Consider the following 26,994-nt stretch of genomic DNA (forward strand, 5'->3'; position numbering starts at 1 on the left):
GAGCAATCCTCCTCTAGCCTATTTAAAGAATCCATCGTAATCATACATCTTGATCTGGCCTTCGAGCTTATCGACCGTGTCGAGCACGACGCCGACCATGATGAGGATGGACGTGCCGCCAAATGCCTGGATCAGATGGTTACCCGTGAAGGAGAAGATGATCGAAGGCACGATGGCGATGAGCGCCAAAAAGACAGCGCTGGGAAGCGTAATCTTGTTGAGCGCGTTCTTGATGTAGGCCGCGGTAGCCCTACCCGGACGCACGCCCGGAATAAAGCCGCCCTGCTTCTTAAGGTTATCGGCCGTGTCATCGGGGTTGAACACCATGGAGGTGTAGAAGTACGCGAAGAACACGATGAGGACAACGTTAAGCACCCAGTTGAGCCAACCGGTCGAAAGCGCAGAGGCAACTGCCTGAATCCAGCCGATGCCGGGGAAGAACACGGCAATCTGAGCCGGGAAGTACAGCAGCGCCGAAGCGAAGATGATCGGCACGACACCCGCGGTGTTGACCTTGATGGGCAGGTAGGTGGTCTGGCCACCCATCATGCGACGGCCCACGACGCGTTTGGCGTAGGAGACCGGGATGCGGCGCTGGCCGCGCTCAAGGAAAACGATCAGCGGGATAACCAGCAGGATGATGGCGCAAATGATCACCATGGTAATGATGCCACCGGCATTGCCCTCGGTGCTGGAGAAGATCGCCTGCGGCAGGCCGGCCATGATGTTCGCGAAGATGATCAGCGACATGCCATTACCGATACCGCGCTGGGTGATGAGCTCACCAATCCACATGATCAGCATGGCGCCCGCGGTGAGCGTGCCGACGATCATGAGGTCGAAGATGATCTCGGGAGCGCCGGCGCCATTGAAGCTGATGCCGAAGCTCTTAAAGAGGAAGAGGTAACCCACGGAGTTGAGGATTGCCAGAGCCAGGGTGAGGTAACGCGAATACTGCGTAATCTTAGTCTGACCGACCTCGCCCTCGCGGGCAAGCTCATGCAGGGAAGGCACAACGGCCTGGAGCATCTGGAGGATGATTGAGCTGGTGATGTAAGGCATGATGCCCAGCGAAAACACCGACACATAGCTCAACGCGCCGCCAGAGAAAAGATTCAGGAGGGCCATAGCACCTGCGGCGACCGAATTGTTATCGGTCGAGAAAAGGCCCAGCATCCCCTGGAAGGGAATGCCGGGCACAGGAACGTGCGCACCAATGCGGTACACGACGAGCATAGCTATGGTAAAAAGAATCTTTTCGCGCAATTCTTTGATGCGGAAAGCATTCTTAAGACCATTTAGCACGGCAGCTCGACCTTTCCGCCGGCGGCCTCGATCTTGGCCTGCGCAGAAGCGCTGACCTTGTCGACCTTGACCGTGAACTTCTTGGTGAGCTCACCATTGCCGAGCACCTTGACGGGCTCGAACTCGCTCTTGGTGATGCGAGCGGCCTTAAGAGCGGCACCGTCAATCACAGCGCCGTCCTCGAACTTACGCTCGAGACGCTCAACGTTAACAGCGGTGTACTCGATACGACGGGGGTTGCGGAAGCCCGGAAGCTTGGGCAGGCGCATAGCCAGCGGAGTCTGGCCACCCTCGAAGCCGGCACCCTTGGTGCCGCCAGAGCGGGAACCCTGGCCCTTCTGGCCGCGGCCAGAAGTGGTGCCGTGACCCGAAGAATTGCCACGGCCGACGCGCTTGCGGTTCTTGGTGGAACCGGGCGCGGGAGTAAGATCGTGAAGCTGCATTTGCTACTCCTCTACAATCTCGACAAGGTGCTTGACCTTGAAGATCATGCCGCGGACGGACTCGTTGTCAGCAATCTCGCGAACCTCGCGGATCCTGTGGAGACCGAGGGCACGGACAGTACGGACCTGGTCCTGCTTGCAACCGTTGGTGCTGCGGACCTGCTTGATCTTGATGGTGTCAGCCATGCTTAGTTCTCCTTACCGACGAACATCTCGGAGACCGTCAGGCCACGGCGAGCCGCGACGTCCTCAGGGCTGGAGAGCTCCTTGAGGCCCTCGACGGCAGCCTTGATGATGTTGAGGCCGTTGTCGGTACCGAGGGACTTGGACAGGACGTTCTTGATGCCAGCAAGCTCGAAGAGGGGACGCACAGCGCCGCCGGCGATAACGCCGGTACCCTCGACAGCGGGCTTGATGATGATGCGGCCGGCACCAAAGTGACCGAGAACCTCGTGCGGAATGGTGCCCTGATCGGTCACCGGCACGTGGAACATGTTCTTCTTGGCATCGAGAGATGCCTTGGAGATGGCCATGGGCACCTCAGCGGACTTGCCCATGCCAACGCCGACGTTGCCCTTGCCGTCGCCAACGACGACGAGAGCGACGAGGCTCATGCGACGACCACCCTTGACGGTCTTCGACACGCGGTTGATGTAAACGACGCGCTCCTCGAACTCGGAGGCCTCGCGCTGCTGCTTCTGATTACGAGCCATGTGCTACATACCTCCTAGAACTCGAGACCGGCGGCACGAGCACCGTCGGCGAGGGCCTTGACGCGGCCATGGTAGATACGGCCACCGCGATCGAAGGCGACCTTGGTGATGCCGGCCTCGATGGCGCGCTTGCCAACGAGCTGACCGACCTTCTCCGCAGCCTCCTTGTTCGAGGTGTGGGTGCCCTTGAACTCGGCCTCGAGGGTCGAGGCGGAGACGAGCGTCAGGCTGGAGCCCTTGCTGTCGTCGATGATCTGGGCATAGATGTTGGCGTTAGTACGGGTCACGCGAAGACGCGGACGCTCGGAGGTACCCGAGACCTTGCCGCGAACACGACGCTGACGACGCTTGAGGCCTTCCAGCTTCGCCTTATGCTTGTTCATACGTAAACTCCTAAAAAGGTTGATCTTGCCAGCACCTGACGGGGTGCTGGTCTTATGCGAGTGAGTCGGTTACGACTACTTGGCGGCCTTACCCAGCTTGCGGCGGATGTGCTCACCAACGTAGTGGATACCCTTGCCCTTGTAAGGCTCGGGAGGACGATGGCCGCGGATCTCAGCGGCGATCTGACCGACCTGCTGCTTGTTGATACCCTTGACGTTCACGTGGGTGTTGTCGGGAACCTCGAAGGTGATGCCCTCGGGAGCCTCGACGATCACGGGGTGCGAGAAGCCCAGGGAGAACTCGAGGTTCTTGCCCTTCTGCTGCACGCGGTAACCGACGCCGGCGAGCTCGAGCTTCTTCTCGAAGCCCTCGGAAACGCCAACAACCATGTTGTGGATGAGGGCGCGGGTGAGGCCGTGGCGGGCACGGGTCTCACGCTCGTCGTCGGGACGGGAAACGGTGAGGACGTTGTCCTCGACGTTGATAGCGAGCTTCTCAAAGACATCGAGCTCGAGCTGGCCCTTGGGGCCCTTGACGACAACGTTGTTGCCGTTGACTGCCACTTCGACTCCGGCGGGAATCTGGACAGGCTTATTACCGATACGAGACACGGTGATCTCCTTTCCTTCTACCTACCGAGCGAATTACCAGACGTAAGCGATGATCTCGCCGCCGACGTTGTGCTTGCGAGCATCGCGGTCGGTCATGACGCCATGGCTGGTGGAAATAATGGCGGTACCAAGGCCACCGCGGACGCGGGGCATGTCGGCAACGCCGGTGTACTTACGCAGGCCCGGCTTGGAAATGCGGCGGATGCCGTTGATGACCTTAGCCTTCTTGGGACCATACTTAAGCGTGATGTGCAGAGTCTTCTGGGGAACGGTGTCCTCGACATCGTAGCCCTCGATGTAGCCCTCCTCGTGCAGAACACGAGCGATCTCGACGAGCTTCTTGCTGCTCGGCATGGAGACCGTGGCCTTGTTCACAGAGTTAGCGTTACGGATGCGCGTAAGCATATCTGCGATCGGGTCTGTAAGGTTCATACAGATTCTCCTTCGTTCTTGATGAACACGTGCTCTTGGTTCTTCGCCGCCCTTAACGGCAAAGCCTTTTTAGCGCGTTTTCCCTGTTCCAAACTGATGCTTGAAACGCTGGTAGTGACTTACCAGCTGGCCTTCTTAACGCCGGGAAGCTCGCCCTTGAGTGCAAGCTCGCGGAAGCAGACACGGCACAGGCCGAACTTGCGGTACACAGAGTGCGGACGGCCGCAGCGCTGGCAGCGCGTGTACTCACGAGTAGAGAACTTCTGCTTGCGATTGCACTTGACGATCATCGATGTCTTAGCCACTTATATCCTCCTCACATAGAGTATTGTTCGCCCCAAGCGCCGCCCCCTTGTGGGAACGGCGCTTATAGGGCAGGTGAACCTATTTCTTGAACGGGAAACCGAAGGCGTCCAGAAGGGCCTTGGCCTCCTCATCGGTGTTGGCGGTGGTCACGAAAGTGATGTCCATACCACGCTGGTGATCGACGGAGTCGAAGTCGATCTCGGGGAAGATGAGCTGCTCGGTAACGCCCATGGAGAAGTTACCACGGCCGTCGAAGCTCTTGGCGGAGATGCCACGGAAGTCGCGGATACGGGGGATCGCGACGGAGGTCAGACGATCGAAGAACTCCCACATACGGTCGCCACGCAGGGTAACCTTGCAGCCGATCGGCATACCGGCGCGCAGGCGGAAGGTAGCGATGGACTTGCGGGCACGGGTGATCATCGGCTGCTGGCCGGTGATGGCGCGCAGGTCGCGCACGGCACCGTCGATGGCCTTGGAATCGGTAGCGGCCTCGCCGACACCCATGTTCACGACGATCTTCTCAAACTTGGGGATCATCATGACGTTCTCGTACTGGAACTTGTCCTGAAGCTGCTGCTTGACCTCGTTATTGTACTTGGTCTTCAGACGCGGCACATACTTCTCTTCTGCCATTGTTCACTCCTTCTTGGGGTTTTAAGCACGGGGCGTGGCCACGATGGGTTGTCCTCGTGCCTCCTGGCTGCATCCGCGCCGCTCATGGCATTTCGCGGTTTGGACTCGACGCAGCAGGAGCCGACAAAACAATCGGTACTATACGCGCATCGGGAGCGTATTTCCAGAAAAACCTCGTCTGCCTGCACAACTCCACAACTCCCCCGCACAAATGGGTCCCAACAAGCAGTTGCGGTGAAATAGGGACTGTTGGGCGGCCTAACAGGCTTAAACAATCCGTATTTCACCGCAACTTATTGGTGGGGATGCGATTAGCGCTTGCGGGGGACGAGCTTGGTGCGGCGCAGGTGGATCATTTCGGCGGCTATGGAGATGGCGATTTCCTCGGGGTCCTCGGCCTCGATGGCGACACCGATCGGCAGGTGCAGCTCGTCGATTTGCTCCTGCGTAAAGCCCTCCTGCTCCAAGCGGGCGCACACAAAGGCCGTCTTGCGGCGCGAGCCCAAGCAGCCCAGATAGGCGGGTTTGGCGCGCATGGCCTGAATCACCACGTCGATATCGGACTTGTGACCCGCCGTGGCGACGACCACCAGGTCGCGCGGGCCGATGGGACACAGCTCGCTCAGGTTCTTATAATCGACCAGACGACGGTCGTAGACGCCGGGCACCCATTCGGGGGTCAACGTGCCGGGGCGGTCGTCGCAAGCCACGACGGCAAAGCCCGCCGCCGTGAGCACCCGCGCCGTCGCAGCGCCCACGTGGCCGCAGCCAAAGATATAGGTCAGGCCCTCGGGGCAGAGCGTCTCGATGTGCGCCGGGGGAATCTCGGAGGCGGCGTTGGTGTAGGTGACCTTACTCCCCTCCTCCACCAGCGAAAGCTCGGGGCAGCCGGCAATGGTATGGCGCGATGTCTCGCCATGGTACTCAACCACATCGCCCTCGAGCGCGCTCGCGATAAACGGCTCAAAGTCGATGACGAAGTCGCCGATGCGCCGATAGGCCAAGACGTCGGCAACCGACTGGAACAACGGTGCCTGATTCGCATCCAAATGCAGGTAGCACAGGCAGATGGCTCCGCCGCAGATCATGCCGGTATCGGAGTTCTCGCCGCCCATGGTGTAGCGGACCAGACGCGACTGTCCCGCGCTCAGGAGCTCGCGCGCCTCATCCAGCGCAAAGAGCTCAATCTTGCCGCCGCCGATAGTGCCCGCCTGGCTGCCATCGGCAAAGACGGCCATCCAGGCGCCCACACCGCGCGGGGACGACCCCGCCGTACCGGCCACGACCACCAGCTCGCACGTCTCGCCAGCACGCAGGGCGGCAAGCGCCGCATTCACAACATCGAGCTTTTCCATTGCCGCCTTCTATCCTCTAAAGACATCGGTGAGCATAGCGAGTGCCTCGAGCACGCCGCCGCCGACCGACGTCGCTTTGTCCGAAATGTAGTTGATATAGCTGGCATCGCCGCGCGGGTCGACATCGGCGCATTTAAAGCCCTCAGTCACCTGCACGCCGTTCGCCAAAAGCCCGCGCAGACAGCCATCGATCTGCGTGCACATGGGCGTATCGCCCGCGTAGCCAATCACGTCTCCGGCGCTCACGATGTCGCCGATTGCGCGGTCGGACCGAAACACGCCGGCGGCGGGGCTGTGGATAACACGTTCCTTGCCATAGCCGGCGATAATGCCCGGCACGCCCGTGTTGGGCTGGGGCGAACCTTGGGTAATGACACGGCCGAGAAAATGCCCGCGCATGGTCTCGACCACGGCGTCGCAGTCAACCGGCGCGGTAAAGCCCGGCCCCACAGCGATGACGGCAGGCGCCATGTCGCGCGTGGTGCCCAAGTTGCGCTTAGCCAAAATCGCGTCGACCACAGCCGCGGGTTTCAGCTCGCCGAGCATCTTGGCCTGAGGGTCCACCACAACGGCGACGTCTCCAGCCTCGGTAATCTCAAGCGCCTCAGCCGGCGTCCGTGCCAAGCGAGCGCGAATGCCTTCGACCTCGACCTCGCCCAGGCGAATGGCCTCGCAAAAACAGATTGTGCGGCGGATGCACGTGGGAACCGCGATATCGGCCATAACGACCGAAACGCCGGCGCGCACCAAGCGAGCGGCGACGCCCGTGGCGATATCGCCGGCGCCGCGAACATAAACGAGCATTCCCGGGGTACCTCCCTGTGCTACGGTTTGAGCAGAGCAAAAGCGGTTCGGCCGCTACTCTGATGATTATTTATTATCACAGTATTATACGGCGGTGAACAGATGGAAACGGTTAGCGGCAATCTTGCCTCCGCGCTCAGGATCGAGCCGGGCATTACCGCGATTATCGGCAGTGGCGGCAAGTCGACGCTGCTGAAGACGCTGGGTCTCGAGCTCATGCGCGCTGGCGGCCGCGTGCTCCTCTGTACCACCACGCACATGTTTCCCGTCGCCGGCGTGCCATGGGACGGGTCGAGCCGTCGCCTGGACGCCGCGCCTTGGAAGCCGGGGACCCTACATGTTCCCGGCTGCACCTGCGAGGCATGCGCGGGACTTGTCCGCGGAAGCATCTGCCAGACGGGTGTTTTGGACCCGGAGACAGGCAAGCTCTCCGCCCCCGCCGAGCCGCTCAACGAGCTGGCGCAGCGCTTTGACTATGTGTTGGCCGAGGCAGATGGCAGCAAGCGACTCCCGCTCAAGGCACATGCCGCCTGGGAGCCGGTAATTCCCGCCGCCGCGACAAACGTTGTCTGGGTCGTCGGCGCCTCGGGGCTGGGCAAGCCCGTCGCCGAGGTTGTCCACCGCCCCGAGCTCTTCTGCGAGCGCTGCGGCTGCGAGCCCACCGACGCTGCCACCCCAGAGCGCGTCGCCCAGGTGCTCAATGCCGAGCTGCAGATGCTGAACCTCAGCAATGCCCGTATCATGCTCAACCAAGCCGACACGCTTGCCGACCCAACAATGGCAGATCGCTTCGAGGCAGCCCTCAACCGCCCCCTCATCGCCACCAGCCTCCAGGGGTAGCAAATTTGGGACGGGGCTCTTTTTGCTACCCCGTCCCAAAAAATCATCTCCCAAATTAGCTACCCCGGCGGTCTTCCCGTTAGCGGGGCACGTAGCGGCCGGGCTGAGCTCCGGTTGGCTCGCCGTCGCGTGCCGCCAGCACGCCGTTGACGTAAACAGCCTTGGCGCGGCCATGTGCCTCAAAACCCTCGAGTGGCGTGTAGTCCACAGCCTGATGCTGCGTCGCGGCGCTGATTGTCCAGCGCGCCTTGGGATCCCACACGCACACGTCGGCATCGGAGCCCTCCGCAAGACAGCCCTTGCGCGGGTACATCCCAAACACGCGCGCCGGGTTCTCGCTCATCAAGCGGCACAGATCCTCGGGTCCCAGCTGTCCCTCAAAGCTCGTGGCAATCGCGACGGGACGATGCTCCACGCCGGGCCCGCCGTTGGGAATCGCGCGGAAGTCATCGCGCCCGCGGTCCTTTTGCCCGTGCAGATTAAAGCTGCAGTGGTCGGTCGCAATCGTATCGATCTCGCCGGCCACAAGCGCCTCGCGCAAAGCCGCACGGTCGCCGGCATGGCGCAGCGGCGGACTCATCACATACTTGGCACCCGCAAAGCCGTCCTCGCCCTGCTCCAAGTAGCAAGTATCGTCGAGCATCAGATACTGAGGACAAGTCTCGACATAGATGTTCTTCTGCCCGCGCGCTTTAGCAGCGCGAATGGCCTCGAGCCCCAGCTTGGTCGAAAGGTGCACCACGTTGACCGGAGCGTCCCCGGCCAAGTGCGCCAGATACAGCAGGCGGCTCACGGCCTCGGCCTCACACACGTCTGGACGGCTGAGCGCATGGCCCTCGGGCCCGTGGATACCCTGCTCAAACACGCGCTTCTGCAGCGCGTTGACCAACGTGCCGTTCTCGCAATGCACGCACAGGATACCGCCCACGCGCTTGAGCTCCTCCAGCACCTCGAGCGTCTCGGCATCGTCCAGGCGCAGATGGTCGTAGGCAAAGTAGGTCTTAAACGACGACACGCCCGCCTCGCGCATGGCCGAAAGATCGGCGCGGTTGCGCTCATTCCACTCGGCAAGCGCCATATGGAAGGCATAGTTGGCGGTGCAGGTGCCGTCGGCGCGATGATGCCACTCGACCAAGGCATCGGGCATGGTCACGCCGCGATCGGCCGTCGCGTAGTCCACAATGGTCGTCGTGCCGCCGCAGGCAGCCGCGCGCGTGCCGGTCTCAAAGCTATCGGCTGTCCAATCCATGCCGGTCCAGCACTGCATGTGCGTGTGGCCGTCGATAAAGCCGGGAAACACCCAACAGTCGGTGGCGTCCTCGACGGTATCGCCCTCGCCCGGCTCGATTGCCGCGGCAATCCGCACAATCTTGTCGCCCTCCATGGCAAGATCGGCGCGGCGAAGCCCCTGGGGCGTCACGAGTGCGCCGTTTTTGATGATGATCATAATTGCTCCTTATTGATTGATGCAGTTGGCCACGCGATCAAAATACGAGCAGGCGGCGATATGCTCCGTTATGCGTCGCTGTCCTTTGACGGTATCGACGTCCCACAGCTCGTAGGCACGCGCCTCGACCAGCACCACGTCGGCACGGTCCTTGAGGATCGAACCGCCGCCGTCCTTACCCTCAAGACACATAAGTGCATCGAACAGTTCCGCCGGAAAGATCACCGGGCTCGAAGGCTCACCGTTGCACGCAAGGCGCACCGGATGCTTGCGGCCACGCTCGTCAAATGCACGAACCATAGCCTCAAAAGAATCCGAACTCACGAGCGGCTGGTCGCCCGGCAAAAAGAGGCAGCCTTTCCAGTTGCGTTCGACTCCCCACGAAAGCCCCGCACGGACGCTTTCGCTGCGCAGCTCGCCATCGTGCAGCACACACGGGCAATGCTTATCCTCGCAAATCCGAGCGACCTCGGGCCAACGCGTCGAAACCACAACGTCAAAGCCCCGGGGAACCGAATCAATGGTCCGGGCAATCAGCGGCTCGTCATAGATATCGGCGAGCATCTTGTTAGAGCCAAATCGCTTGCCCTCGCCCGAAGCCATAATCACGCAACCAAGTTTCATGGCGATACCTCCCCTGAAACCATCGTACCCATAACTCGCGTCGCGGGGCATCTACATCGAAAGCGCTTATCCCGCACGCCCACGATGCAAAAAGGGGCACCCCGCCGGTTGGCAGAGCGCCCCCTTTACATGGCTTACCTCAACCCAGCTTTAGGCCTGGAACCAACGGGCGGTGTTGCGCTCGTCGAGGGCCTTGAGGGTAGCGGCGGGATCGGCAACCTTCTGCAGGAACATCATGGCTGCGATGGCGTACGGCTTGTAGCTGGCCTCCTTGTACATGCCCACGCGGTGCATATCGAAGACGTCGGCGTTGACCTCGCCGTGCTCGCAGGAGACACCGGAGATGTCGGCGGGCAGCGGATGCATAAAGATGGTGTCCTGGCCGTTGGCGGTCTTCTCCATGAGCTCGGTCGTAGAGCACCAATCCTGATGCGTGGCGTTCTGAGCGAGCAGCTCCTTCTCGAGTGCAGCGATGCCGGCGTCGTCGCCCTCGGCGTACAGGTTGGTGCGCTTCTCCATGGCGGCAAACGGAGCCCAGCTCTTCGGGATCACGATGTCGGCGCCCTCGAAGGCCTCGGCCATGGTGTTGACCTGCTTAAAGGTGGTGCCGGACTCGGCGGCATAACCCTTGGCGCGCTCGACGACCTCGGGCATGAGGTCGTAGCCCTCGGGGTGGGCCAAGGTGACGTCCATGCCAAAACGGGGCAGCAGGCTGATCAGCGACTGCGGGCAGGACAGCGGCTTGCCGTAAGAGGGCGAGTAGGCCCAGGTGACGGCAACCTTTTTGCCCTTGAGGTTCTCAAGACCGCCAAACTCGTTGATGAGGTAGAGCATGTCGGCAGAGGACTGCGTGGGGTGATCGGAGTCGGACTGCAGGGAGATGAGCGTGGGACGGTGATCCAGAACGCCGTCCTCGTAGGCCTGCTGGACAGACTCGGAGACCTCGGCCATGTAGGCGTCGCCCTTGCCGATGTACATGTCGTCGCGGATGCCGATGACGTCGGCCATGAAGGAGATCATGGTAGCGGTCTCGCGGACGGTCTCGCCGTGAGCGATCTGGGACTTCTTCTCGTCCAGGTCCTGCAGCTCAAGGCCGAGCAGGTTGGCTGCCTTAGAGAAGGAGAAGCGCGTACGGGTGGAGTTGTCACGGAACAGGGAGACGGCCAGACCCGAATCGAAGATCTTGGACGAAACGTTGTTCTCGCGCAGCTCGCGCAGGGCGTCGGCGACGATGTAGAGCGCCTTGAGCTCATCGGTGGTCTTATCCCAGGTGTGCAGGAAGTCGCTGCCGTACATGCCCTTAAAATCGAGGCCGTTCAGCTGCTCGACGAGCTCGGTAAACTTGGCGTCCATGTAAATATCCTTTCCAAAGATGAAACGATTGCAATGAGTAGATGTGCTCCGGCATGCGCGTGTGGCTAGAACATGCAGAGCACTATGACGAGGACCCGCTACCGTCGAGGAAGCATGGGAGATAACGACCGCGGGCCCCAAGTCAACAGGGGGTGCCGGGGACACGAGCTGTCCCCGGCTCAACAAGATCGAGGAATGGGACTAATCGATCTTGTTGTTGGTCAGACCGGCGCGGAACACGGTGGCGTCGCCATCGGCCTGGCTCGGATCGTAGAGGTTCAGGGCAGCCACATACATGGCGGCAGCGGTGACCAGGTCGTCCTTGTAGGTGACCTCGTTGGGAGCGTGAGCCTGAGACTCGGCACCCGGGCCGAAGCCGACGCAGGGGATGCCATAGCGGCCCTGGATGGAAACGCAGTTCGTGGAGAAGGTCCACTTGTCGCACAGCGGGCGACCGGTGCGCTTGTCCATGCTGGGCTCGCAGCCGATGCGCTCGTCACCGAACATGGCCTTGTGGGCGTCGACGAGGGCCTTGACGTGCGGAGCGGTCTCCTTGTTGATCCACGTGGGGAAGTAAGCCTCGGTCTCGTAGACCTCGCCGGTCCAGGACGGACGGTCGTACATGTACATGGAGACCTTCACGTCGTCGCCGTACTTCTTGGCGGCCGGCAGGTTGCGGATCTCGTCCAGGCAGGACTCCCAGGTCTCACCGGCGGTCATGCGACGGTCGATGGAGATGGCGCAGGAGTCAGCGACAGCGCAGCGGCTGGGGCTGGTGTAGAAGATCTGGCTGACGGTGCAGGTGCCGCGGCCCAGGAAGCGGGCATCCTCGAAGTGCTCGGGGTTGTACTTGGGGTCGAGCATCTTGACGAGACCCTTGATGTCGGTCGACTCGTCGCAGCCGTTGTTGTTGAGGGCGCGGACGTCGGCGATGATGTCGGCCATCTTGTAGATGGCGTTGTCGCCGCGGTCGGGAGCGGAGCCGTGGCAGGAGGTGCCGTGAACGTCGACACGGATCTCCATGCGGCCGCGGTGGCCGCGATAGATGCCGCCGTCGGTGGGCTCGGTGGAAATGACGAACTCGGGCTTAATGCCGTCCTTGTTGTAGATGTACTGCCAGCACATGCCGTCGCAGTCCTCTTCCTGGACGGTGCCGACGACCATGATCTTGTAACCCTCGGGGATGAGGCCCATGTCCTTCATCATCTTGGCAGCGTAGGTAGCGGAAGCCATGCCGCCCTCCTGGTCAGAGCCGCCGCGGCCGTAGATGATCTCGTCGGTCTCGTAGCCCTCATAGGGATCGGCGTCCCAGTTCTCGATGTTGCCGATGCCGACGGTGTCGATGTGGGAGTCGATGGCGATGATCTTGTCGCCCTCGCCCATAAAGCCCATGACGTTGCCCAGGCCGTCGACCTTGACCTCGTCATAGCCAAGGCTCTCCATCTCGGCCTTGATGCAGGCAACAACCTCACCCTCCTCGCAGGACTCAGAGGGATGGGAGATCATAGCGCGCAGGAAGCGAGTCATATCAGCACGATGAGACTCAGCAGCAGCCTTGATAGCGTCGAAATCGAGTTCTTTAGCCATTGTTCATAACCTTTCAAATGAAGGAATCTACCTGTGAGGTGGCGGAGCGATACCTATTTACTCCGCCCCAACGATTAGCAAGTGGGATATTCGCCTTCCCAAACAATGCGGCGATACTGGTCGGGATCCGTATCGCCCTCGGTGGAGAAGCAGAGCACGGAGCTCGTCTTGTCCAGGCCGATGAGTTCCTTGAGCTCGGCGTACTCGGGATCGAGCATGAGAGTCTCGACCAGACCGGTGGTCACAGCGCCGGACTCGCCAGAGATGACGCGCGGGTCGCCCTTCTCGGGAGCGCCCAGAGTGCGCATGCCGCGAGCGGTGACCCAGTCGGGGCAGGACACGAACGCGGTGGTGTGGTTGCGCAGGATATCCCAGCCCAGAATGTTGGGCTCGCCGCAGCACAGACCGGCCATGATGGAGGGCATGTCGCCGTCCACGATGCGCGGGTCGCCGTCGCCGGCGGCAGCGCCCTTGTACAGGCAGGCGGCCGGTGCGCACTCGACCACGACGAAGGTGGGCGGGTTATCGGGATACAGGTTGGTGAAGTAGCCCACCACGGCGCCGGCGAGCGAGCCTACGCCAGCCTGGACAAAGACGTGCGTCGGGCGGTTGATGGCCATCTCGCGCAGCTGCTCGGCAGCCTCGGAAGCCATGGTGCCGTAGCCCTCCATGATCCAGGACGGGATCTTCTCGTAGCCCTCCCAGGCGGTATCCTGAACGATGACGCCGCGCTCGCAGGCGTCGGCCTCGGCGGCGGCCATGCGCACGCACTCGTCGTAGTTGACCTCTTCGATGGTCACCGTGGCGCCCTCGGCGGCGATGTTATCGAAGCGGGGCTTGGTAGAACCCTTGGGCATGTGCACGACGGCCTTCTGGCCCAGCTTGTTGGCAGCCCACGCCACGCCGCGGCCATGGTTGCCATCGGTAGCGGTAAAGAAGGTAGCCTGGCCAAAGTCCTTGGCAAGCTGATCGGAGGTCAGGTAATCGAAGGTGCAGTCGGCAACGTCCTTGCCGGTCTCGTCGGCAATGTAGTTGGCCATGGCAAACGAGCCGCCCAGGACCTTAAAAGCGTTGAGGCCAAAGCGATAGCTCTCGTCCTTAACGCACAGGTTGGACAGGCCCAGGCGCGCGGCCTGGCCGTCCAGGCGGGCAAGCGGAGTGACGGTGTACTGGGGGAACGACTGGTGGAAGGCGCGGGCCTTCTTCACGTGGTCGAGACTCATGATTCCCAAGTGCTTGTCATCGCTCTTGGGCATCGTGTTGCCCGCCCACTGGATCTTATCGGCCATACGGTGAACTCCTTAAGTCCTCTCTTGCCGGCCCCCGCATACGCGTTTCAGCCCGATCCCATTCACACGGCTGAACTTTTATGTGGATGCCAAACAAAAAGTTTGTTAGTACTGTTCTATCACACTTTTTGATTGGTATACCTAACAAATTGTTTGTTGCCGTAATCGGTACCTTTTCGCCGCCGAACGGTCACATAACGCAGCAACGCTTTCGTTATTTGCGAACAAGTGTGGTTTATGGCAAAGTGTGCCCAAACTAATTTTTAGGAAGGCACCCATGACCCCCGCACAGATTGAGTTTTACAAGCGCCTCGCACACGGTCTGGCGCTCCAATTTGGTCCCAACTGCGAAGTCGTCGTCCACGATCTGGAGACCGAGGACGTGGACCACTCCATCGTAGTGATCGAAAACGGCCACGTCAGCGGGCGCAAACTGGGTGACGGCCCCAGCCATATCGTGTTTGAGTCCATGCACGAGGGCACCACCGACATACACGACCGCGAGCCGTACCTCACCAAAACCACCGATGGCAAGCTGCTCAAGTCCTCGACGATCTTTATCCGCAACGACGAGGGCAAGCCCGTCGGCATTTTGGGCATCAACTTTGACATTACGCTTATGAAGGCTTTTGAGCGTTCACTCGACGCTTTTATCGGCACCGGCGGCACGGGCTATACCGAGCCCGAGCCCATTACCAAGAACATCGGCGACCTGCTCGAGGACCTGCTGCACGAGTGCGAGCAGTTTGTGGGCAAGCCCGCGGCACTCATGACCAAAGACGAGCGCATTCGTGCCATTGGCTACCTCGACCGTCGCGGTGCCTTCCTCATTTCCAAGTCGAGCGAGCGCGCCTGCGAGTTCTTTGGCATCTCCAAATACAGCTTCTATAGCTACCTCAATGAGGCCAAGGCGGCGGCCGGCGACAAGTAGGCACTCGCCCGGATTGCCCCTCCCCTTTTGGGCGCGAGTTCTGGAAAGCACGAATCCAAGACCGAGCCGCTTGGGAAGTTCCATATAATCGATGTCATTAATATTTCGAAAGGATGGAACAGAATGGCGTTGAGCAAGGCATCATGCACCGGTCGCGGATTGATTCCGGCAATTGGTGGACATGTGCACCGCATGTTCGATGAGGGCGAAGACGACCTGTTTTCGCTGAGCCTTGACGACGTGATGAATGATCGCCCGTGGACCGCCGACGAACTCATGGGCGGCGGGGCTCGCCCGTCAAACCCCAATCCCGCACTTGCGCCTAAGCCCGCATCTGCGCCGACTCCTGCGCAGTCGCCCGTTTCGACGCCCGCGCCTACGCCCGCACCCACTTCGGCGCCCACGCCCGCTCCCCGCCCCGCAAGCGACCCGTCCGAGACGGCGGCATTTCTCGCTGCAGCGACGCAGGGCAAATCGGCCGACAGCACTGTTATGTACAGCGCCCAGCAGTTGCCTGTTCCTGCGGCACGCAAGCCTCCGGTCGCAAGGCTCGATGAGCCCGTTGCCCGTCAGGTTGCCTACGATTCGTGGGCTGCAGCCGATCTGGATGAGACCTCTACCGACATGCCGGCGCTCGACGTTCCAGTTAACCCGCTTTTTGCCGCCAACACGAGTGCCGCGGACTATGAGAGCGGTACGGCATTTTCCGATTATTCCGATGGCTATGCTGGCAACGGTCGCATCGAGACCGAGGATTATGGCACCGCATCGAGCGATTATCTCAACGATCCGTACGCTGCCACGCCTGCACCGGAATATGACCCGGAGGCCGCGTCCGCGCCGGTGTATACCAAAAGCACAGGCGAAGAACGCTTCGCCGATTATTACGCCGAGGAAAAGGCGCTGCGTTTCTCGGAATTTCCGCAGGCAGTCAAGGTTGCCTTTATCGCCATTGTCATTGCCCTGCTCGGTGTCATTGCGTTTGAGGGATTCCGGCTGTTCTCCGGCCCCACCCAAGCGGAGTCGGAGACCCAGCAAAAAGAGGACGATAACGAGTATCTGGACATCAACACCCTCAAGGGCGACCCCAACGACGGGGACGACGAGTAGCGAGGGCTAAGGGAGGGTCGGAAGAGTCGGCGGCACGTTACGGCTCCAAAAGCCCTGCCATAAAGATGGGCAGATACAGCACGTCACCATCGCGGTGAAGATTACATTCCGCAAGTACCAGGGCGCGATCGATTCCGTAGCCCTTCGTTGCCAGTGCGTTATCGAGCGCCGCGTGGGACTTAAAGCTCTTGCCCGATTTGACCTCGATGGCGAGCACTTCCCCATCGAACGTCTCTTCCACAAAATCGAGCTCACCGACCTTTTTGGACGTAAAGTAGCGCAATCTAAATCCGTGGGCTTTGAGCTCTTGGGCAACGAAGCCCTCGAATGCCGCCCCCATATTCATGCCAAAGGGGCCTTCTGCCTCCCCATCAAAAACGCCTTGGGCGACCCTTTTGGAATACGACGACATAAGCATTCCGGTGTCCAAGTAAAACAGCTTAAACAGATTTCGTTGCTCCCCCAATAAAAGGGGTGCCACGGGCGCCGTTACGTTATACACAGGAAGCGCGACACCCGCCTCCGATAGCCAGAGGAAATGATCTGTCACCTGCGAAAAACGTTTGACACCGTTAATCGATGACAGTTTGAATCGCTTGTTTTTGGAACCGGCCTCGCTGGGAATCAGATCATAGATATCGCGAATAACCAAGCGCAGCTCGGGCGGAGCGTACTTTGCGATGTCATCGCGATACAGGGCGTGAAGATCGCGGTGGATGTTTCGAACCTCGTCGACATTGCGCGTCGCCAAGAAGGAATTGACCGCGTCGGGCATGCCTCCCACCACCACATACTGATGGAACAGATCGAGCAAGCGGTCATACAGATAGCCGGGAAGCTCCCCCTCATTCTTTAGACAGCCCCTGAGCATGTCAAACACGCTGGCACCAACGCCATTTGCCCAGCAAAACTCCTCAAAGTCGAGCGGGTACATCTGGACCTGCTCGACATACCCCACCGGCAGGGAATCGATGCCCTCGAGCTCAACGCCAAGGAGCGATCCGGTAAGGATGTATCGAAAGTCGCCGCGCTGGACCAGATATTTGATAAACGTCACCACGTTGGGGCATCGCTGCACCTCGTCGATAACCACAACGGTCTTGTTCGCAACCATCGGCTGCGTTGCAGCAATAGACATACGCATAAGCAGATCATCCGCACTTTTCGCCGCCAAAAACGAATCGCGCACGGACGCGTCGGCGATAAGGTCGAACGTCACGACATTTTCGAACGATTCATTTGCAAAGACGTTGACCAAATATGACTTTCCTACCTGTCGGGCGCCCTTGACCAAAAGAGCCTTGTTAGGCGACGAGGCAAGCCAAGATTCAAACTGTGCTTTCGCTTTTCTCTGTAGCATAAGCGCACCCCTTATTACGTGCTGTTTTAGCACTAGGATACACTTTTCCGTGGTTGCTAGATGCTCATTTCGACACTTTTTCGAGATTTTGAAGTGTGTATTACGACACTTTTCCGTACTTTTACACGGGATATTTCGACACTTTTTCGGATTTAAGCCTAACAGCAGCCGGCGAAATCAAGCGCCGTCTGCACATCATTTCGCAGGCGGCGCTTGATTTGTGTCCGCGCGCGCTGATAGACTCCATCGTGCCAGCAAGGAGCGGGCGCGTTTTATCCAGAGTCGGGGTAGAGAGTTGGCTCCACGATCCCGACGCCAACCGGCCAAGAGGCACGGTGGCCCTGCCAACATCGATGAAAGGAGTCCGTATGGACAATTTCTCCGTGCGCAGTGAGCGCAACTTCCACAACCTGGTAGCCAAGCCAAAACGAATGCATCTTCTGGACAAGCCGAACGGCTATGCCTCGGCCATGGTCAAGAGCAGCCTCTCCCACCAGATGCGCTTTACCGTGCAGGTGCTCGAGGAAGAGCTCTGCGTTGCCGGCGACCCGCACGTGCTACAGATCAAGCTGCTCGGAGACGACTCGCGCGAGTCGTCCAGCTGGAAGCTCTTTGCCGACGGCTCGTGCGTCGCAAGCGGCTCGGGTGACTTTGCCCGTGAGTGCTTCTGCGAGGGCGCCGAGGTGTTTTTGGACTTGTGTCGTGATGCCGTCGAGGCTGCCAAGCTGCACCAGTGGAGCCAGAGGGAGTATGAGCTGCTGAGTGCCGCGCGCGGGATTGCGGGGGTGTAAACAGGCGGAGCGCTCCTGAAGCCTTATTCCACACGATCGGGTGTACTCATCTGCAACTCGACTTGCTACCAGATGGCGCAATCACGTTCCACGTCGGTTAAGCCAGACCCCGGCCGGTCGTTGGCAAGTGAAACAACATCTCCCACCCATAGGCCTCTAAGACCGACCGTCCACTATAATCCAAGCGGTTAGCGTCTCCCAAAATCGCCATGGACACGTCTTCCAAGATGCCCTCTCAACTGTGCAGAAATAACAGCCGCCCATACGGTCGACGTGCTCCTTGCACGTCTCGCTGACCACGCAACAATGGAAAACAGGTTCCTGGACGGATGACCCCTGAGGGGATGCATGAAATCGGCATCGAGGCCATCGTCTGTCGAACAATACCTGCCCATACCTTTAAAACATGAGAACAAGACGCCGGCGTCGGTATCGTTTTCAATTCAGTTTAAAACTGAGGAGATTCAGGAGCCAGCCGAATAAACTAAGACTCACTTAGTAATTGCTAAATTTCTGACTGGGTATATAATATCTGACAGTAATAAGGATTCTTTACTATATGTGAGGCAGAAATGACTTCAACGGATGATGAACTAGTCAGCAGGCTCCAAGCTCACCTGTCAACCATTCGCAAGGCGGCGGGCTGGAGTGGCGAACGGCTTGCGAACGAACTAGGCATAACAAAGCAAACCGTCAGCAGCCTTGAGACGGGTAAAACGCAGATGACGAAGATGCACTATCTCGCCATCAGGGCGGTATTCAACAACGAAATCGCCGTCAGCGGAAACGAGGATCTGGCAAAAATAATTCAGCTATTCGTTGACCAACCAGTAGCACCCAAACTAGAGAAGATGCAAAATGCCCTTAAAGAAGGGGATGAGAAGGGGACACAACAAGAGGCAGCTACTAAGCAGAGCGCCATAGTTGGAGCAACCGCTCTCACCGCCGCCCTAATCCCCGCTTCATCGGCATTGATTCCGGCATTGGGCTCTCTTGCATATCAACTTGCAAAATCAATCAAGAAATGAGGTGTACAGAAATTGGAGTCGGAAAACACTGATCTGCCCGCAAAGAACAAAGGCCTCGTGTGGCTCGAGCAGCACAAAGTCCAGATTGGCATCGGTGTATTTGTGGCAATCAGTTCAATCGTTAGCATTACGATTGCCGCGAAAACGGGCCATACGCCTAAATTCAAAACTATTTGCAACGGCGCAGACAAAGGTGTTGCCACGATTGCTAAGGCAGCAGAAAAGGCCTCCTTGCCAGTGGTCAACCTTACCGGAGTCAAGAAGACTGCAACGGGACTCGGACATGACTTGCTTCTTTCGAATCAGGCAGTTAACAAGCGTCTCGTCTCCAGCGGAATGATGACAAAAGAGCCCTGGGGTTACAAGCTCACAGAAGTCGGCAAACTCTTTGGGAAAGAAACAGTCAAAGTAACGCGCGCCGGTTATACCTTCTCAAATATCGAATGGGATGAAGCGGTTGTCCCGTTTGTTTTTACTTCCGACGAACTTGCGAGCATTAACGCCAAAAAAACTCACATTGCGCAAGTCATAGCCCAGTAGTCAAATCTGATACACCGTGCGCCCCGCGTACGCAAACGAAAAGGAGACACCATGGTCATATACAGAACTCAAGAATGGAACGGATACGGAAAGCAAAACTACTACTGGAATGAATACCGCCGTGAGGGCGACACGGTTGTCAAATACAAGTGTAATAGGCGCAAGTTCTTCGATGGGGACGAAAGCAACTGGGAAGAAAGCGAGCATGAAGAAGATTCGTGGAGCATTGACGATCCCAATATGCCCGATTGGCTGAACGGCTACCTCTAATAACTATTAACTAGCAGCCCTTGAAAGCCCCACTTCCCACAGGGAACGTGGGGCTTGATATTGCCCTCCTGTCCGAAAGCACTTTCCATCTCAGCTTTCAATCTAGGCAACCACAATGGTATGGGCCATGGCCGTCAGTTCACCAATCTCAATAAACCTGTCTTTTGTAATGCGATTGACCAATGCGCCGACTCTCTGGTCGGTCGCATCGACATCACAAGCGATGCGCAGCCCGGGAGAGCCGCCAAAAGCAGCTGCTTGCCTGATGCACAAAAGCGCAGAAACCCGCATCCCGAATATGGTGGGATGCGGGCACGGACAATCGTGTGTCCCATTCCAGGCGCGGATTCTGGGATGCAATCTCCGCCGAGGGCTCCAAGGGGAAAGCGCATCCCATTCTGAGCGCCTATTCCGGGACACAGTTTCCGCTCCAAGCAAAAGGCCCCGGCTCGCGATGGAGCCGGGGCCAAAGGCACAGCATATGCAGTTGATGTTGAGCGCGGACGGTCCGTCAGCAATGGGCGTCCGCGTTCTACCCTACCCGCGGTGACGGGCGCGGCTGTAGGGCGTATCCACCATGGGCAGATCCGGACGCAGCTTGCCGTCAAATGCGCGATAGGCGTTCTGCACGGCGGGCGCCGTGGGGATCGTTGCGATCTCGCCGATGCCCTTGCCGCCGTATGCCACGGGCAACAGCTCGTCCTTCTCCACGTAAATGGCGTGGATATCCGGAATCTCGGGCGCACGGAACAGCCCGAGCGTACCGTACCTTGCCTGGGGTACGCAGTCCTTGAGCGGCCAGTCCTCGGTAAGCGCATAGCCCATACCCATGAGCACGCCGCCTTCAATCTGACCCTGGATGGAGATGGGATTGACCACCTTGCCGGAATCGTGCGCGGCATAGACCTCGCTCACGCGGCCGTCATCATCCAGAATGACCACATGTGTGGCAAAGCCGTAGCAGATGTGGCTCTTGGGGTTGGGAACGTCAGCGCCCAGCTTGTCGGTCGGCTCCAGGTACACGTAGCCAAACTCGCAGCCCTCGAGCGCCTTGATGGCGGTCGCGGGATCCTGAGGATGCATGCCCTGGCCGGCGACGAGCTCCTGCGTGCGCAACTGATAGGCGCGACCGTCGTCGTACTCGATCTTGACGCCGTCGCCATGCGCGCTCACGGGAGTATCGGGTGCGGGCTTGCCGGCCTCGATGTCAAGCATGGCATCGCGCAGCAGGAAGGCGGCACCGCGCACGGCCTCGCCGGTCACGACCGTCTGACGCGAACCAGACGTGGTGCCGGAGTCGGGAGCATTCTCGGTGGAGCACTCGCCGTTGGCGATGCGGCTCAGCGGCAGACCGCAGGCCTCGGCAACGTCCTGCAAAAAGACCGTGTTGCAGCCCTGGCCGATGTCGGACGTGGCGGCGTAGACCACGGCGCGGCCATCCTCGACGCGAATCTTGCAGCGGCCGGCATCGGGCAGGCCCACGCCCACGCCGGCGTTCTTCATGGCGCAGGCGATACCGGCATGTCCGGGATGCGCATAGTAGGCGTCCTTGACCTCGAGCAGCGTCTCCTTAAGCGCCGTGGAGCAATCGGCGATCTGGCCGTTGGGCAAAACCTCACCCGGCTCGATAGCGTTTCGGTAACGAATCTCCCACGGATCCAGGCCGACCTTCTCTGCCAGCAAGTCGATCAGGCTCTCGAGTGCAAACTCGGACTGGCAAACGCCAAAGCCGCGGTACGCGCCGGCGGGCGGGTTGTTGGTGTAGTAGCCAAAGCCGCGAATGTCGGTGTTCTGGTACTTGTAGGGGCCGACGGCGTGCGTGCAGGCGCGCTCGAGCACCGGACCGCACAGCGACGCGTAGGCGCCGGTATCAAAATTGATCTCGCAATCCAGGCCGGTAAAGTTGCCCTCGGCGTCGCAGCCCAGCGTAAAGGTGCCGTCCATGGCATGGCGCTTGGGATGGAACGCAAGCGACTCGGCACGCGTGAGCTTGCACTTCACAGGACGCTGGAGCTTATATGCGGCGAGCGCGGCCAGGTGCTGGACCGAAACGTCCTCCTTACCGCCAAAGCCGCCGCCCACGAGCATGGTCTCGACGACCACGCGCTCGGGCTCGCTATCCCAGCCAAACATGTGGGCACACTCTTTGCGCGTGTCGTAGGCACCCTGGTCGGTCGACTGCACCTTGACGCCGTTCTTGTACGGGAAGGCAACGGCGCACTCGGGCTCCAAGAAGGCATGCTCGGTAAAGGGCGTGGTAAAGCGCTGCGTCACGGTGAACGCGCTTTCGGCCAGCGCCTTGGCGGCGTCGCCGCGCGTCACGTGGCGGCTCTGACACACGTTGTCCTTGAGCTCCACCGTGTTGCCGAAGGCAAAGAAGCTGTCGTGCAGGCGCGGGGCGTCAGCAGCCCTGGCCTCGACAATGTTACGCACGGGCTCCAGCGGCTCGTAATCAATCTTTACGAGCTTCTTGGCCTTCTCGAGCGTCGCCTCGTCCTCGGCAACCACCAGCACAATGGCATCGCCCACGCAGCGGGTGATATCGCCCGCCGCGATCATGACGTCCCAGTCCTGGATAAGGTGGCCGACCTGGTTGACCGGCACGTCCTCGGCGCGCAGGATACCCACCACACCGGGCAGGGCCTCGGCCTTGGAGGTATCGATGGAGAGCACACGGGCGCGCGGGTACTTGGAGCGCACGGCGCTGGCATAGGTCAGGCCCGTCTGGTCGATCTCGTCGATGTCGTCGGGGTACTTGCCCTCGCCGAGCACCTTCTTGCGCACGTCGATACGGAAGGCGCGCTTGCCTACGCCGTAGTTGTCGCCGCGCTCCAGATCCTCGTCGATCTGCTTTTCGCCGCGGAGCACCGCAGCGGCCAGTGAAATGCCCTCGATGATCTTCTTGTAGCCGGTGCAACGGCAGATGTTGCCGCGGATGGCGTACTTGATCTGCTCCTCGGTGGGCTCGGGGTCCTCGGCGATGAGCGCCGCACCCGCCATGACCATGCCGGGGATGCAAAAACCGCACTGCACGGCACCCACGGCGCCAAAGGCGTACACAAAGGCCTCGCGCACGTCCTGGGGCAGGCCCTCGACGGTCACGATGTTGCGGCCGGCGGCAAGAGCGGTGGTCAGTACGCATGCCTTGACGGCCGCGCCGTCTACATGGATGGTGCAGGTACCGCAGGCGCCCTCGGAGCAGCCGTCCTTAGCGGAATGGATGTGCAGGTCGTCGCGCAAGTAGCGGAGCAGCGGCTTGTTCTGAGTCGTCGTGCGCTCGACGCCGTTAACGGTAAAAGTGAATTCCTGTGCCATGGTGATTCCCTTCTACACGCCGGCGGCGATGCCGGTGCGGTCGTGGATGGCGCCATGCGGGCAGACGACGGCGCACATGCCGCACGACAGGCAGTCCGCGCCGTCGATATGGGCGCAGTTGTCCTCGATGCGGATAGCGCCGGCAGGGCACTTTTTAGCGCACATGCCGCAACCGATGCAGCTCGTGTCGCAGATCTTGCGCGCAATGGCGCCCTTGTCGGTGTTGTTACAGCGCACCAGAATGTTCTGGTAGCCGGGAACGAAGGCAATCACGCGCTGCGGGCACGCCATGCCGCACAGGCCACAGCCCGTGCACTTGGAGCGATCCACGCGGGCGATGTCATCAACCAGCGCAATGGCGCCGTGGGGGCAGGCCGTGACGCAGGCGCCACAGCCAATGCAGCCTTCGCTGCAGCGGGCGTCGCCGCCTGCGGAAGCACAGCCGCTTCCGCAGGCAACGTAGGCCACGTTATGTTGAATGGATTTGGCCATAAGAGACTCGCCTATTTCTTAAGAAGGTACGAATAGTTGTCGCGCACGGCCTTGATGGTCAGGCGGACGGCCTCGGGCAGACCGGTGTTGACGGCATCGACCGAGACGGTACGGACCGTGCCGGCAACACGGACCTTAAAGTGATCCTCGTCCACGGCCAGGAAGCCCTCGTTCTCGGAGTTCTCCATGTCCTGCTCGCTCCAGAACAGGGTGAGCTTGTCTTTGTAGGGACGACCCTCCTGGTAGGGGCAGAACACGGCGCAGTTGCCGCACTCGTTGCACATGCCATCGACATGTACCACCTGATGCTTGGCCAGGCCCGGCACCTTAATAGCAACGTTTGCGCGGTTGGGGCACACGTCGCAGCAAACCTCGCACACCGAGCCGCAGCCCAGGCAGCGGGTCTTGGTGCAGTTGCGCTTGTCGCGGCACAGCGATCCCTTGCGCTCGTAGCAGGTGTCCTCGCGACCGGCCTGCTCGTTGCGGTCGGCGTACTTGTTAAAGTCCACGCCGGCGATGGCACGGGCGACCTCGGCGGCGTCGGCAATAGCCTCGACCACGGTGGCAGGACCGCGGCGGCAGTCGCCCGCAGCCCAGACGCCCTCGACGCCGGTGGAGGTGGCGGCAAGGCGACCGCGACGGTCGTGCTCGACGCCCGCGGCATCGTACAGGCTGGCATCGATGCCCTCGCCCACGGCGCAGATCACCGTGGTGGCGGAAAGCTCGACGGTCTCGCCCGTGGCGACGGGGCTGCGACGGCCGCTTGCATCCGGCTCGCCAAGCTCCATGACGTCGCAGGTCAGCACGGCGCCGTTGAGCGCCTTGGGCGCCAGCAGCTCGCAAAACTCAACGCCATCGGCAAGAGCAAGATCGAGCTCTTCCTCGTCGGCGGGCATCTGCTTCTTGGTACGGCGATACACCAGGCGCACGTTCTTCACGCCTGCCAGGCGCTTGGCCACGCGGGCGGCGTCCATGGCGGTGTTGCCGGCACCAATGACCACGACGTCCTCGCCCAGCTCAAGCTTCTCGCCCTTCTTGGCGGCCTCGAGGAACTCCAGCACGTCGAGCTCGGCACCCTCGCCCAGGCCCGCAGAGCCGGGCATCCAGGCACCGGTGGCCACGACCACGTCGGTAAAGCCCTGGGCCTTGAGCTCGTCGATGGACTCCACGCGGGCGTTGAGCTGAACCTTGGCGCCAAAGGCCAGGCAGAGCTCGGCGTCGTGCGAGATATCGTCGCTCGCAATGCGGAACTCGGGGATCACGTGACGGACCACGCCGCCGAGCGAATCGCGGGCCTCGAAGATAGTGACGGGCACGCCGGCACGTGTCAGGAAGAACGCCGTCGCCAGGCCGGCCGGGCCGCCGCCGATAACGGCAACGTTGCGCTCGCCGTCGTTGGCGATGGCCTGGGCGCGCAGCTTGGGCAGCACGGCGGTCATGGCCTCGCGGGCGGCCTTGAGCTTGCTGGCGCGGATCTGGGCGCCCTCGGGCTCATAGAATGCACGCTCGCAGGCACGGCCGCAAGGATGCGGGCAAATGGTGCCGGTAATGAACGGTAGGGCGTTGCGCTCGATGATGATGTTGAGCGCGTCCTCGTAGCGGCCCTCGTCAACAGCCGCCAGGTAGGCGGGAATATCCTGCTGGATGGGGCAGCTCGTGCGGCACGGCGTGGTAAAGCAGTCGGAAAGCGGGCTCTTGCCGGCGACCTTGCGATCGGGCAGCGGGCGCAGCGGCTTCTTGTAGAGCGGGTTGGTGAGTGAGTCGGTCTGGATCGCGGTCACGGCCTCGAGAGAGACGCCCGCGAACGGCTTGCCGTCCAGATCGGTAAACTCGCTGGCCATCTGGCTAAAGCGCTCGTAGCCACCGGGCTTGAGTACGTCGGTCGCCAGGGTAACGGGCCAAATGCCGGCATCGTACAGGGCACGGATGTTGTAGACCGTGGCACCACCGGAGTAGCTGATGCGCAGCTTGCCGTCAAACTGCTCGGTAATGCGGCGGGCAGCCTCGATGGTCAGCGAGAACAGCGAACGGCCGGACATATACATCTCGGTGGAAGGCAGCTCGTTCCTCGTCACGTCGACGGGGAACGTGTTGGTCAGCTTGACGCCAAACTCCAGGCCGCGCTCGGCGCACAGGGCAATCAGGCGCTCGAACATGGGCACGGCGTCGACCCACTGCAGGTCCTCGCGGAAGTGCGTGTCATCGAAGACGATGTAGTCAAAGCCCAGCTCGTTGAGGCGCTGGCGGGCAAACTCATAGCCCAGCAGCGTGGGGTTGCACTTGATGTAGGTATTGAGGCCCTTCTCGGTGATGAGGTAGGTCGCAATGCGCTCGATCTCCGCCGGCGGGCAGCCGTGCAGGGTAGACTCGGTGATGGAGTTGGAGACGCGCGCCGGGATGGACTCGACAAACGCGGCGTCGACATGCTCAAACTTGTCCAGGTTGGCAAGCGCCCACGTGCGGCACTCGTTCCAAACCTCGGAGCCGCTGGCGTCCTTCATGCCCTCAATGTACGCATCGACCTTGGGGCTCTTAATGCCCTCCAGGTCATAACCCACGGACATGTTGAAGACAAAGCCGTCCGGGCTGCCCAAGCCGTACTCGCGAGCGATCAGGTGGCAGGCAAACCATGCCTTCACGTACTCGGCAAAGGCCTGCGGAACCTCGAGCTCGGTCGACCACTCGCAGTTGTAGCACTCGTCCTGCGCCACAATGCAGGGCTTGTTGACGCAACGGGAGAGCTCCTCGCCGTCCATAACCTGGACGGTCTTGAGCTCAAAGAAACGAGAACCGGCCACGTAGGATGCCACGATGTTCTGGGCCAGCTGCGTGTTGGGGCCGGCAGCCGGGCCAAACGGAGTCTCGATGCGCTCGTCAAAAATGGGAAGCGCGCCCTCCTGGTTGGTCGTGACCATCTTGCGCACGCCAAAGATGGCGTCCTGGGTCTTATGCTCCTCGATGATCCAGTTCATCAGCTGCGAAAACGGGATCGGCCTCATGATGTCGCTCATAGTGAGCTCCTCTCTGT

General features: G+C 60.6%; 27 protein-coding genes and 1 riboswitch. Of the genes, 7 read left to right on the top strand and 20 right to left on the bottom strand.

Annotated features, from left to right (window positions below; translation table 11 throughout):
• Positions 1 to 18: 18 nt before the first annotated feature.
• The 11 genes from secY to yqeB form a co-directional block, all read right to left on the bottom strand.
• On the bottom strand, positions 19 to 1,305 hold the full coding sequence (secY, locus tag DXC79_RS04630) for a preprotein translocase subunit SecY (protein ID WP_035137447.1): 1,287 nt from the start codon (positions 1,303 to 1,305) through the stop codon (positions 19 to 21).
• Positions 1,299 to 1,748 (bottom strand): 50S ribosomal protein L15, encoded by a 450-nt coding sequence (gene rplO, locus DXC79_RS04635; protein WP_006235267.1) that lies wholly within the window; start codon positions 1,746 to 1,748, stop codon positions 1,299 to 1,301. The genes secY and rplO overlap by 7 nt, the downstream gene beginning before the upstream one ends.
• A gap of 3 nt (positions 1,749 to 1,751) precedes the next feature.
• Positions 1,752 to 1,934, bottom strand: a complete 183-nt coding sequence (rpmD, locus tag DXC79_RS04640; protein ID WP_006235266.1) for a 50S ribosomal protein L30 — start codon at positions 1,932 to 1,934, stop codon at positions 1,752 to 1,754.
• A gap of 2 nt (positions 1,935 to 1,936) precedes the next feature.
• Positions 1,937 to 2,461 carry a 30S ribosomal protein S5 gene (gene rpsE, locus DXC79_RS04645; RefSeq protein WP_022094279.1) on the bottom strand — a complete coding sequence of 175 codons (525 nt, stop codon included), beginning with the start codon at positions 2,459 to 2,461 and terminating at the stop codon, positions 1,937 to 1,939.
• Positions 2,462 to 2,475: 14 nt separating this feature from the next.
• A complete protein-coding gene (gene rplR, locus DXC79_RS04650) occupies positions 2,476 to 2,844 on the bottom strand; it encodes a 50S ribosomal protein L18 (RefSeq protein WP_006235264.1) in 369 nt (122 codons plus the stop codon).
• Positions 2,845 to 2,919: 75 nt separating this feature from the next.
• On the bottom strand, positions 2,920 to 3,456 hold the full coding sequence (rplF, locus tag DXC79_RS04655; RefSeq protein WP_006235263.1) for a 50S ribosomal protein L6: 537 nt from the start codon (positions 3,454 to 3,456) through the stop codon (positions 2,920 to 2,922).
• 33 nt (positions 3,457 to 3,489) lie between these two features.
• On the bottom strand, positions 3,490 to 3,888 hold the full coding sequence (gene rpsH, locus DXC79_RS04660) for a 30S ribosomal protein S8 (RefSeq protein ID WP_006235262.1): 399 nt from the start codon (positions 3,886 to 3,888) through the stop codon (positions 3,490 to 3,492).
• Between the two features lie 119 nt (positions 3,889 to 4,007).
• Positions 4,008 to 4,193, bottom strand: coding sequence for a type Z 30S ribosomal protein S14 (locus DXC79_RS04665; RefSeq protein ID WP_022094280.1), 186 nt, complete (start codon positions 4,191 to 4,193; stop codon positions 4,008 to 4,010).
• Positions 4,194 to 4,272: 79 nt separating this feature from the next.
• Entirely contained in the window at positions 4,273 to 4,830 is a 558-nt protein-coding gene (rplE, locus tag DXC79_RS04670) for a 50S ribosomal protein L5 (RefSeq protein WP_006235260.1), read from the bottom strand.
• A gap of 311 nt (positions 4,831 to 5,141) precedes the next feature.
• The gene (locus DXC79_RS04675; RefSeq protein ID WP_117635324.1) at positions 5,142 to 6,185 is read right to left on the bottom strand and encodes an XdhC family protein; all 1,044 of its coding nucleotides are present in this window, start codon (positions 6,183 to 6,185) and stop codon (positions 5,142 to 5,144) included.
• Between the two features lie 9 nt (positions 6,186 to 6,194).
• Complete coding sequence (yqeB, locus tag DXC79_RS04680) at positions 6,195 to 6,989, bottom strand: selenium-dependent molybdenum cofactor biosynthesis protein YqeB (protein WP_089573559.1); 795 nt, start codon at positions 6,987 to 6,989, stop codon at positions 6,195 to 6,197.
• A 102-nt stretch (positions 6,990 to 7,091) separates the two neighbouring features.
• On the opposite strand from yqeB, the gene yqeC reads away from it, so the two are divergent.
• Complete coding sequence (gene yqeC / locus DXC79_RS04685) at positions 7,092 to 7,829, top strand: selenium cofactor biosynthesis protein YqeC (RefSeq protein ID WP_117635325.1); 738 nt, start codon at positions 7,092 to 7,094, stop codon at positions 7,827 to 7,829.
• Between the two features lie 79 nt (positions 7,830 to 7,908).
• Here yqeC and hydA read toward each other — a convergent pair whose 3' ends face one another.
• The 5 genes from hydA to dpaL all read right to left on the bottom strand — a co-directional run bounded on the left by hydA (position 7,909) and on the right by dpaL (position 14,129).
• The gene (hydA, locus tag DXC79_RS04690; protein ID WP_117635326.1) at positions 7,909 to 9,276 is read right to left on the bottom strand and encodes a dihydropyrimidinase; all 1,368 of its coding nucleotides are present in this window, start codon (positions 9,274 to 9,276) and stop codon (positions 7,909 to 7,911) included.
• Between the two features lie 9 nt (positions 9,277 to 9,285).
• A complete protein-coding gene (locus tag DXC79_RS04695; RefSeq protein ID WP_158550967.1) occupies positions 9,286 to 9,900 on the bottom strand; it encodes a nucleotidyltransferase family protein in 615 nt (204 codons plus the stop codon).
• A gap of 150 nt (positions 9,901 to 10,050) precedes the next feature.
• A complete protein-coding gene (ygeW, locus tag DXC79_RS04700; RefSeq protein ID WP_055252229.1) occupies positions 10,051 to 11,253 on the bottom strand; it encodes a knotted carbamoyltransferase YgeW in 1,203 nt (400 codons plus the stop codon).
• Positions 11,254 to 11,454: 201 nt separating this feature from the next.
• Entirely contained in the window at positions 11,455 to 12,840 is a 1,386-nt protein-coding gene (locus DXC79_RS04705; protein ID WP_055252228.1) for a YgeY family selenium metabolism-linked hydrolase, read from the bottom strand.
• 74 nt (positions 12,841 to 12,914) lie between these two features.
• Entirely contained in the window at positions 12,915 to 14,129 is a 1,215-nt protein-coding gene (dpaL, locus tag DXC79_RS04710) for a diaminopropionate ammonia-lyase (RefSeq protein ID WP_089573553.1), read from the bottom strand.
• 277 nt (positions 14,130 to 14,406) lie between these two features.
• Here dpaL and DXC79_RS04715 point away from each other — a divergent pair, with 277 nt between their 5' ends.
• A complete protein-coding gene (locus DXC79_RS04715; protein WP_117635328.1) occupies positions 14,407 to 15,060 on the top strand; it encodes a transcriptional regulator in 654 nt (217 codons plus the stop codon).
• A 123-nt stretch (positions 15,061 to 15,183) separates the two neighbouring features.
• The gene (locus DXC79_RS04720; RefSeq protein WP_117635329.1) at positions 15,184 to 16,170 is read left to right on the top strand and encodes a hypothetical protein; all 987 of its coding nucleotides are present in this window, start codon (positions 15,184 to 15,186) and stop codon (positions 16,168 to 16,170) included.
• 37 nt (positions 16,171 to 16,207) lie between these two features.
• Here DXC79_RS04720 and DXC79_RS04725 read toward each other — a convergent pair whose 3' ends face one another.
• On the bottom strand, positions 16,208 to 17,530 hold the full coding sequence (locus DXC79_RS04725; protein WP_117635330.1) for an ATP-binding protein: 1,323 nt from the start codon (positions 17,528 to 17,530) through the stop codon (positions 16,208 to 16,210).
• Between the two features lie 269 nt (positions 17,531 to 17,799).
• A riboswitch (SAM riboswitch) is annotated at positions 17,800 to 17,890 on the top strand.
• An 8-nt stretch (positions 17,891 to 17,898) separates the two neighbouring features.
• Between DXC79_RS04725 and DXC79_RS04730 the strand changes: the two genes are divergently transcribed.
• The 4 genes from DXC79_RS04730 (at position 17,899) to DXC79_RS04745 (ending at position 20,159) form a co-directional block, all read left to right on the top strand.
• Positions 17,899 to 18,321, top strand: coding sequence for a hypothetical protein (locus tag DXC79_RS04730; RefSeq protein WP_117564170.1), 423 nt, complete (start codon positions 17,899 to 17,901; stop codon positions 18,319 to 18,321).
• Positions 18,322 to 18,893: 572 nt separating this feature from the next.
• Complete coding sequence (locus DXC79_RS04735) at positions 18,894 to 19,349, top strand: helix-turn-helix transcriptional regulator (protein WP_117564169.1); 456 nt, start codon at positions 18,894 to 18,896, stop codon at positions 19,347 to 19,349.
• A 57-nt stretch (positions 19,350 to 19,406) separates the two neighbouring features.
• The gene (locus DXC79_RS04740) at positions 19,407 to 19,889 is read left to right on the top strand and encodes a hypothetical protein (protein WP_117635331.1); all 483 of its coding nucleotides are present in this window, start codon (positions 19,407 to 19,409) and stop codon (positions 19,887 to 19,889) included.
• Between the two features lie 51 nt (positions 19,890 to 19,940).
• Entirely contained in the window at positions 19,941 to 20,159 is a 219-nt protein-coding gene (locus DXC79_RS04745; RefSeq protein ID WP_117564167.1) for a hypothetical protein, read from the top strand.
• A gap of 537 nt (positions 20,160 to 20,696) precedes the next feature.
• Here the strand turns inward: DXC79_RS04745 and xdh are convergent.
• The 3 genes from xdh to ygfK are packed head-to-tail and all read right to left on the bottom strand — an operon-like array spanning position 20,697 to position 26,977.
• The gene (gene xdh, locus DXC79_RS04750; RefSeq protein WP_117635332.1) at positions 20,697 to 23,474 is read right to left on the bottom strand and encodes a selenium-dependent xanthine dehydrogenase; all 2,778 of its coding nucleotides are present in this window, start codon (positions 23,472 to 23,474) and stop codon (positions 20,697 to 20,699) included.
• Positions 23,475 to 23,486: 12 nt separating this feature from the next.
• Positions 23,487 to 23,966 (bottom strand): 4Fe-4S binding protein, encoded by a 480-nt coding sequence (locus DXC79_RS04755; protein ID WP_117635333.1) that lies wholly within the window; start codon positions 23,964 to 23,966, stop codon positions 23,487 to 23,489.
• A gap of 11 nt (positions 23,967 to 23,977) precedes the next feature.
• Positions 23,978 to 26,977 carry a putative selenate reductase subunit YgfK gene (gene ygfK / locus DXC79_RS04760; RefSeq protein ID WP_117635334.1) on the bottom strand — a complete coding sequence of 1,000 codons (3,000 nt, stop codon included), beginning with the start codon at positions 26,975 to 26,977 and terminating at the stop codon, positions 23,978 to 23,980.
• Positions 26,978 to 26,994: the final 17 nt, after the last annotated feature.

This window comes from Collinsella sp. TF08-11AT (genome assembly GCF_003437035.1).
GTDB lineage: Bacteria > Actinomycetota > Coriobacteriia > Coriobacteriales > Coriobacteriaceae > Collinsella.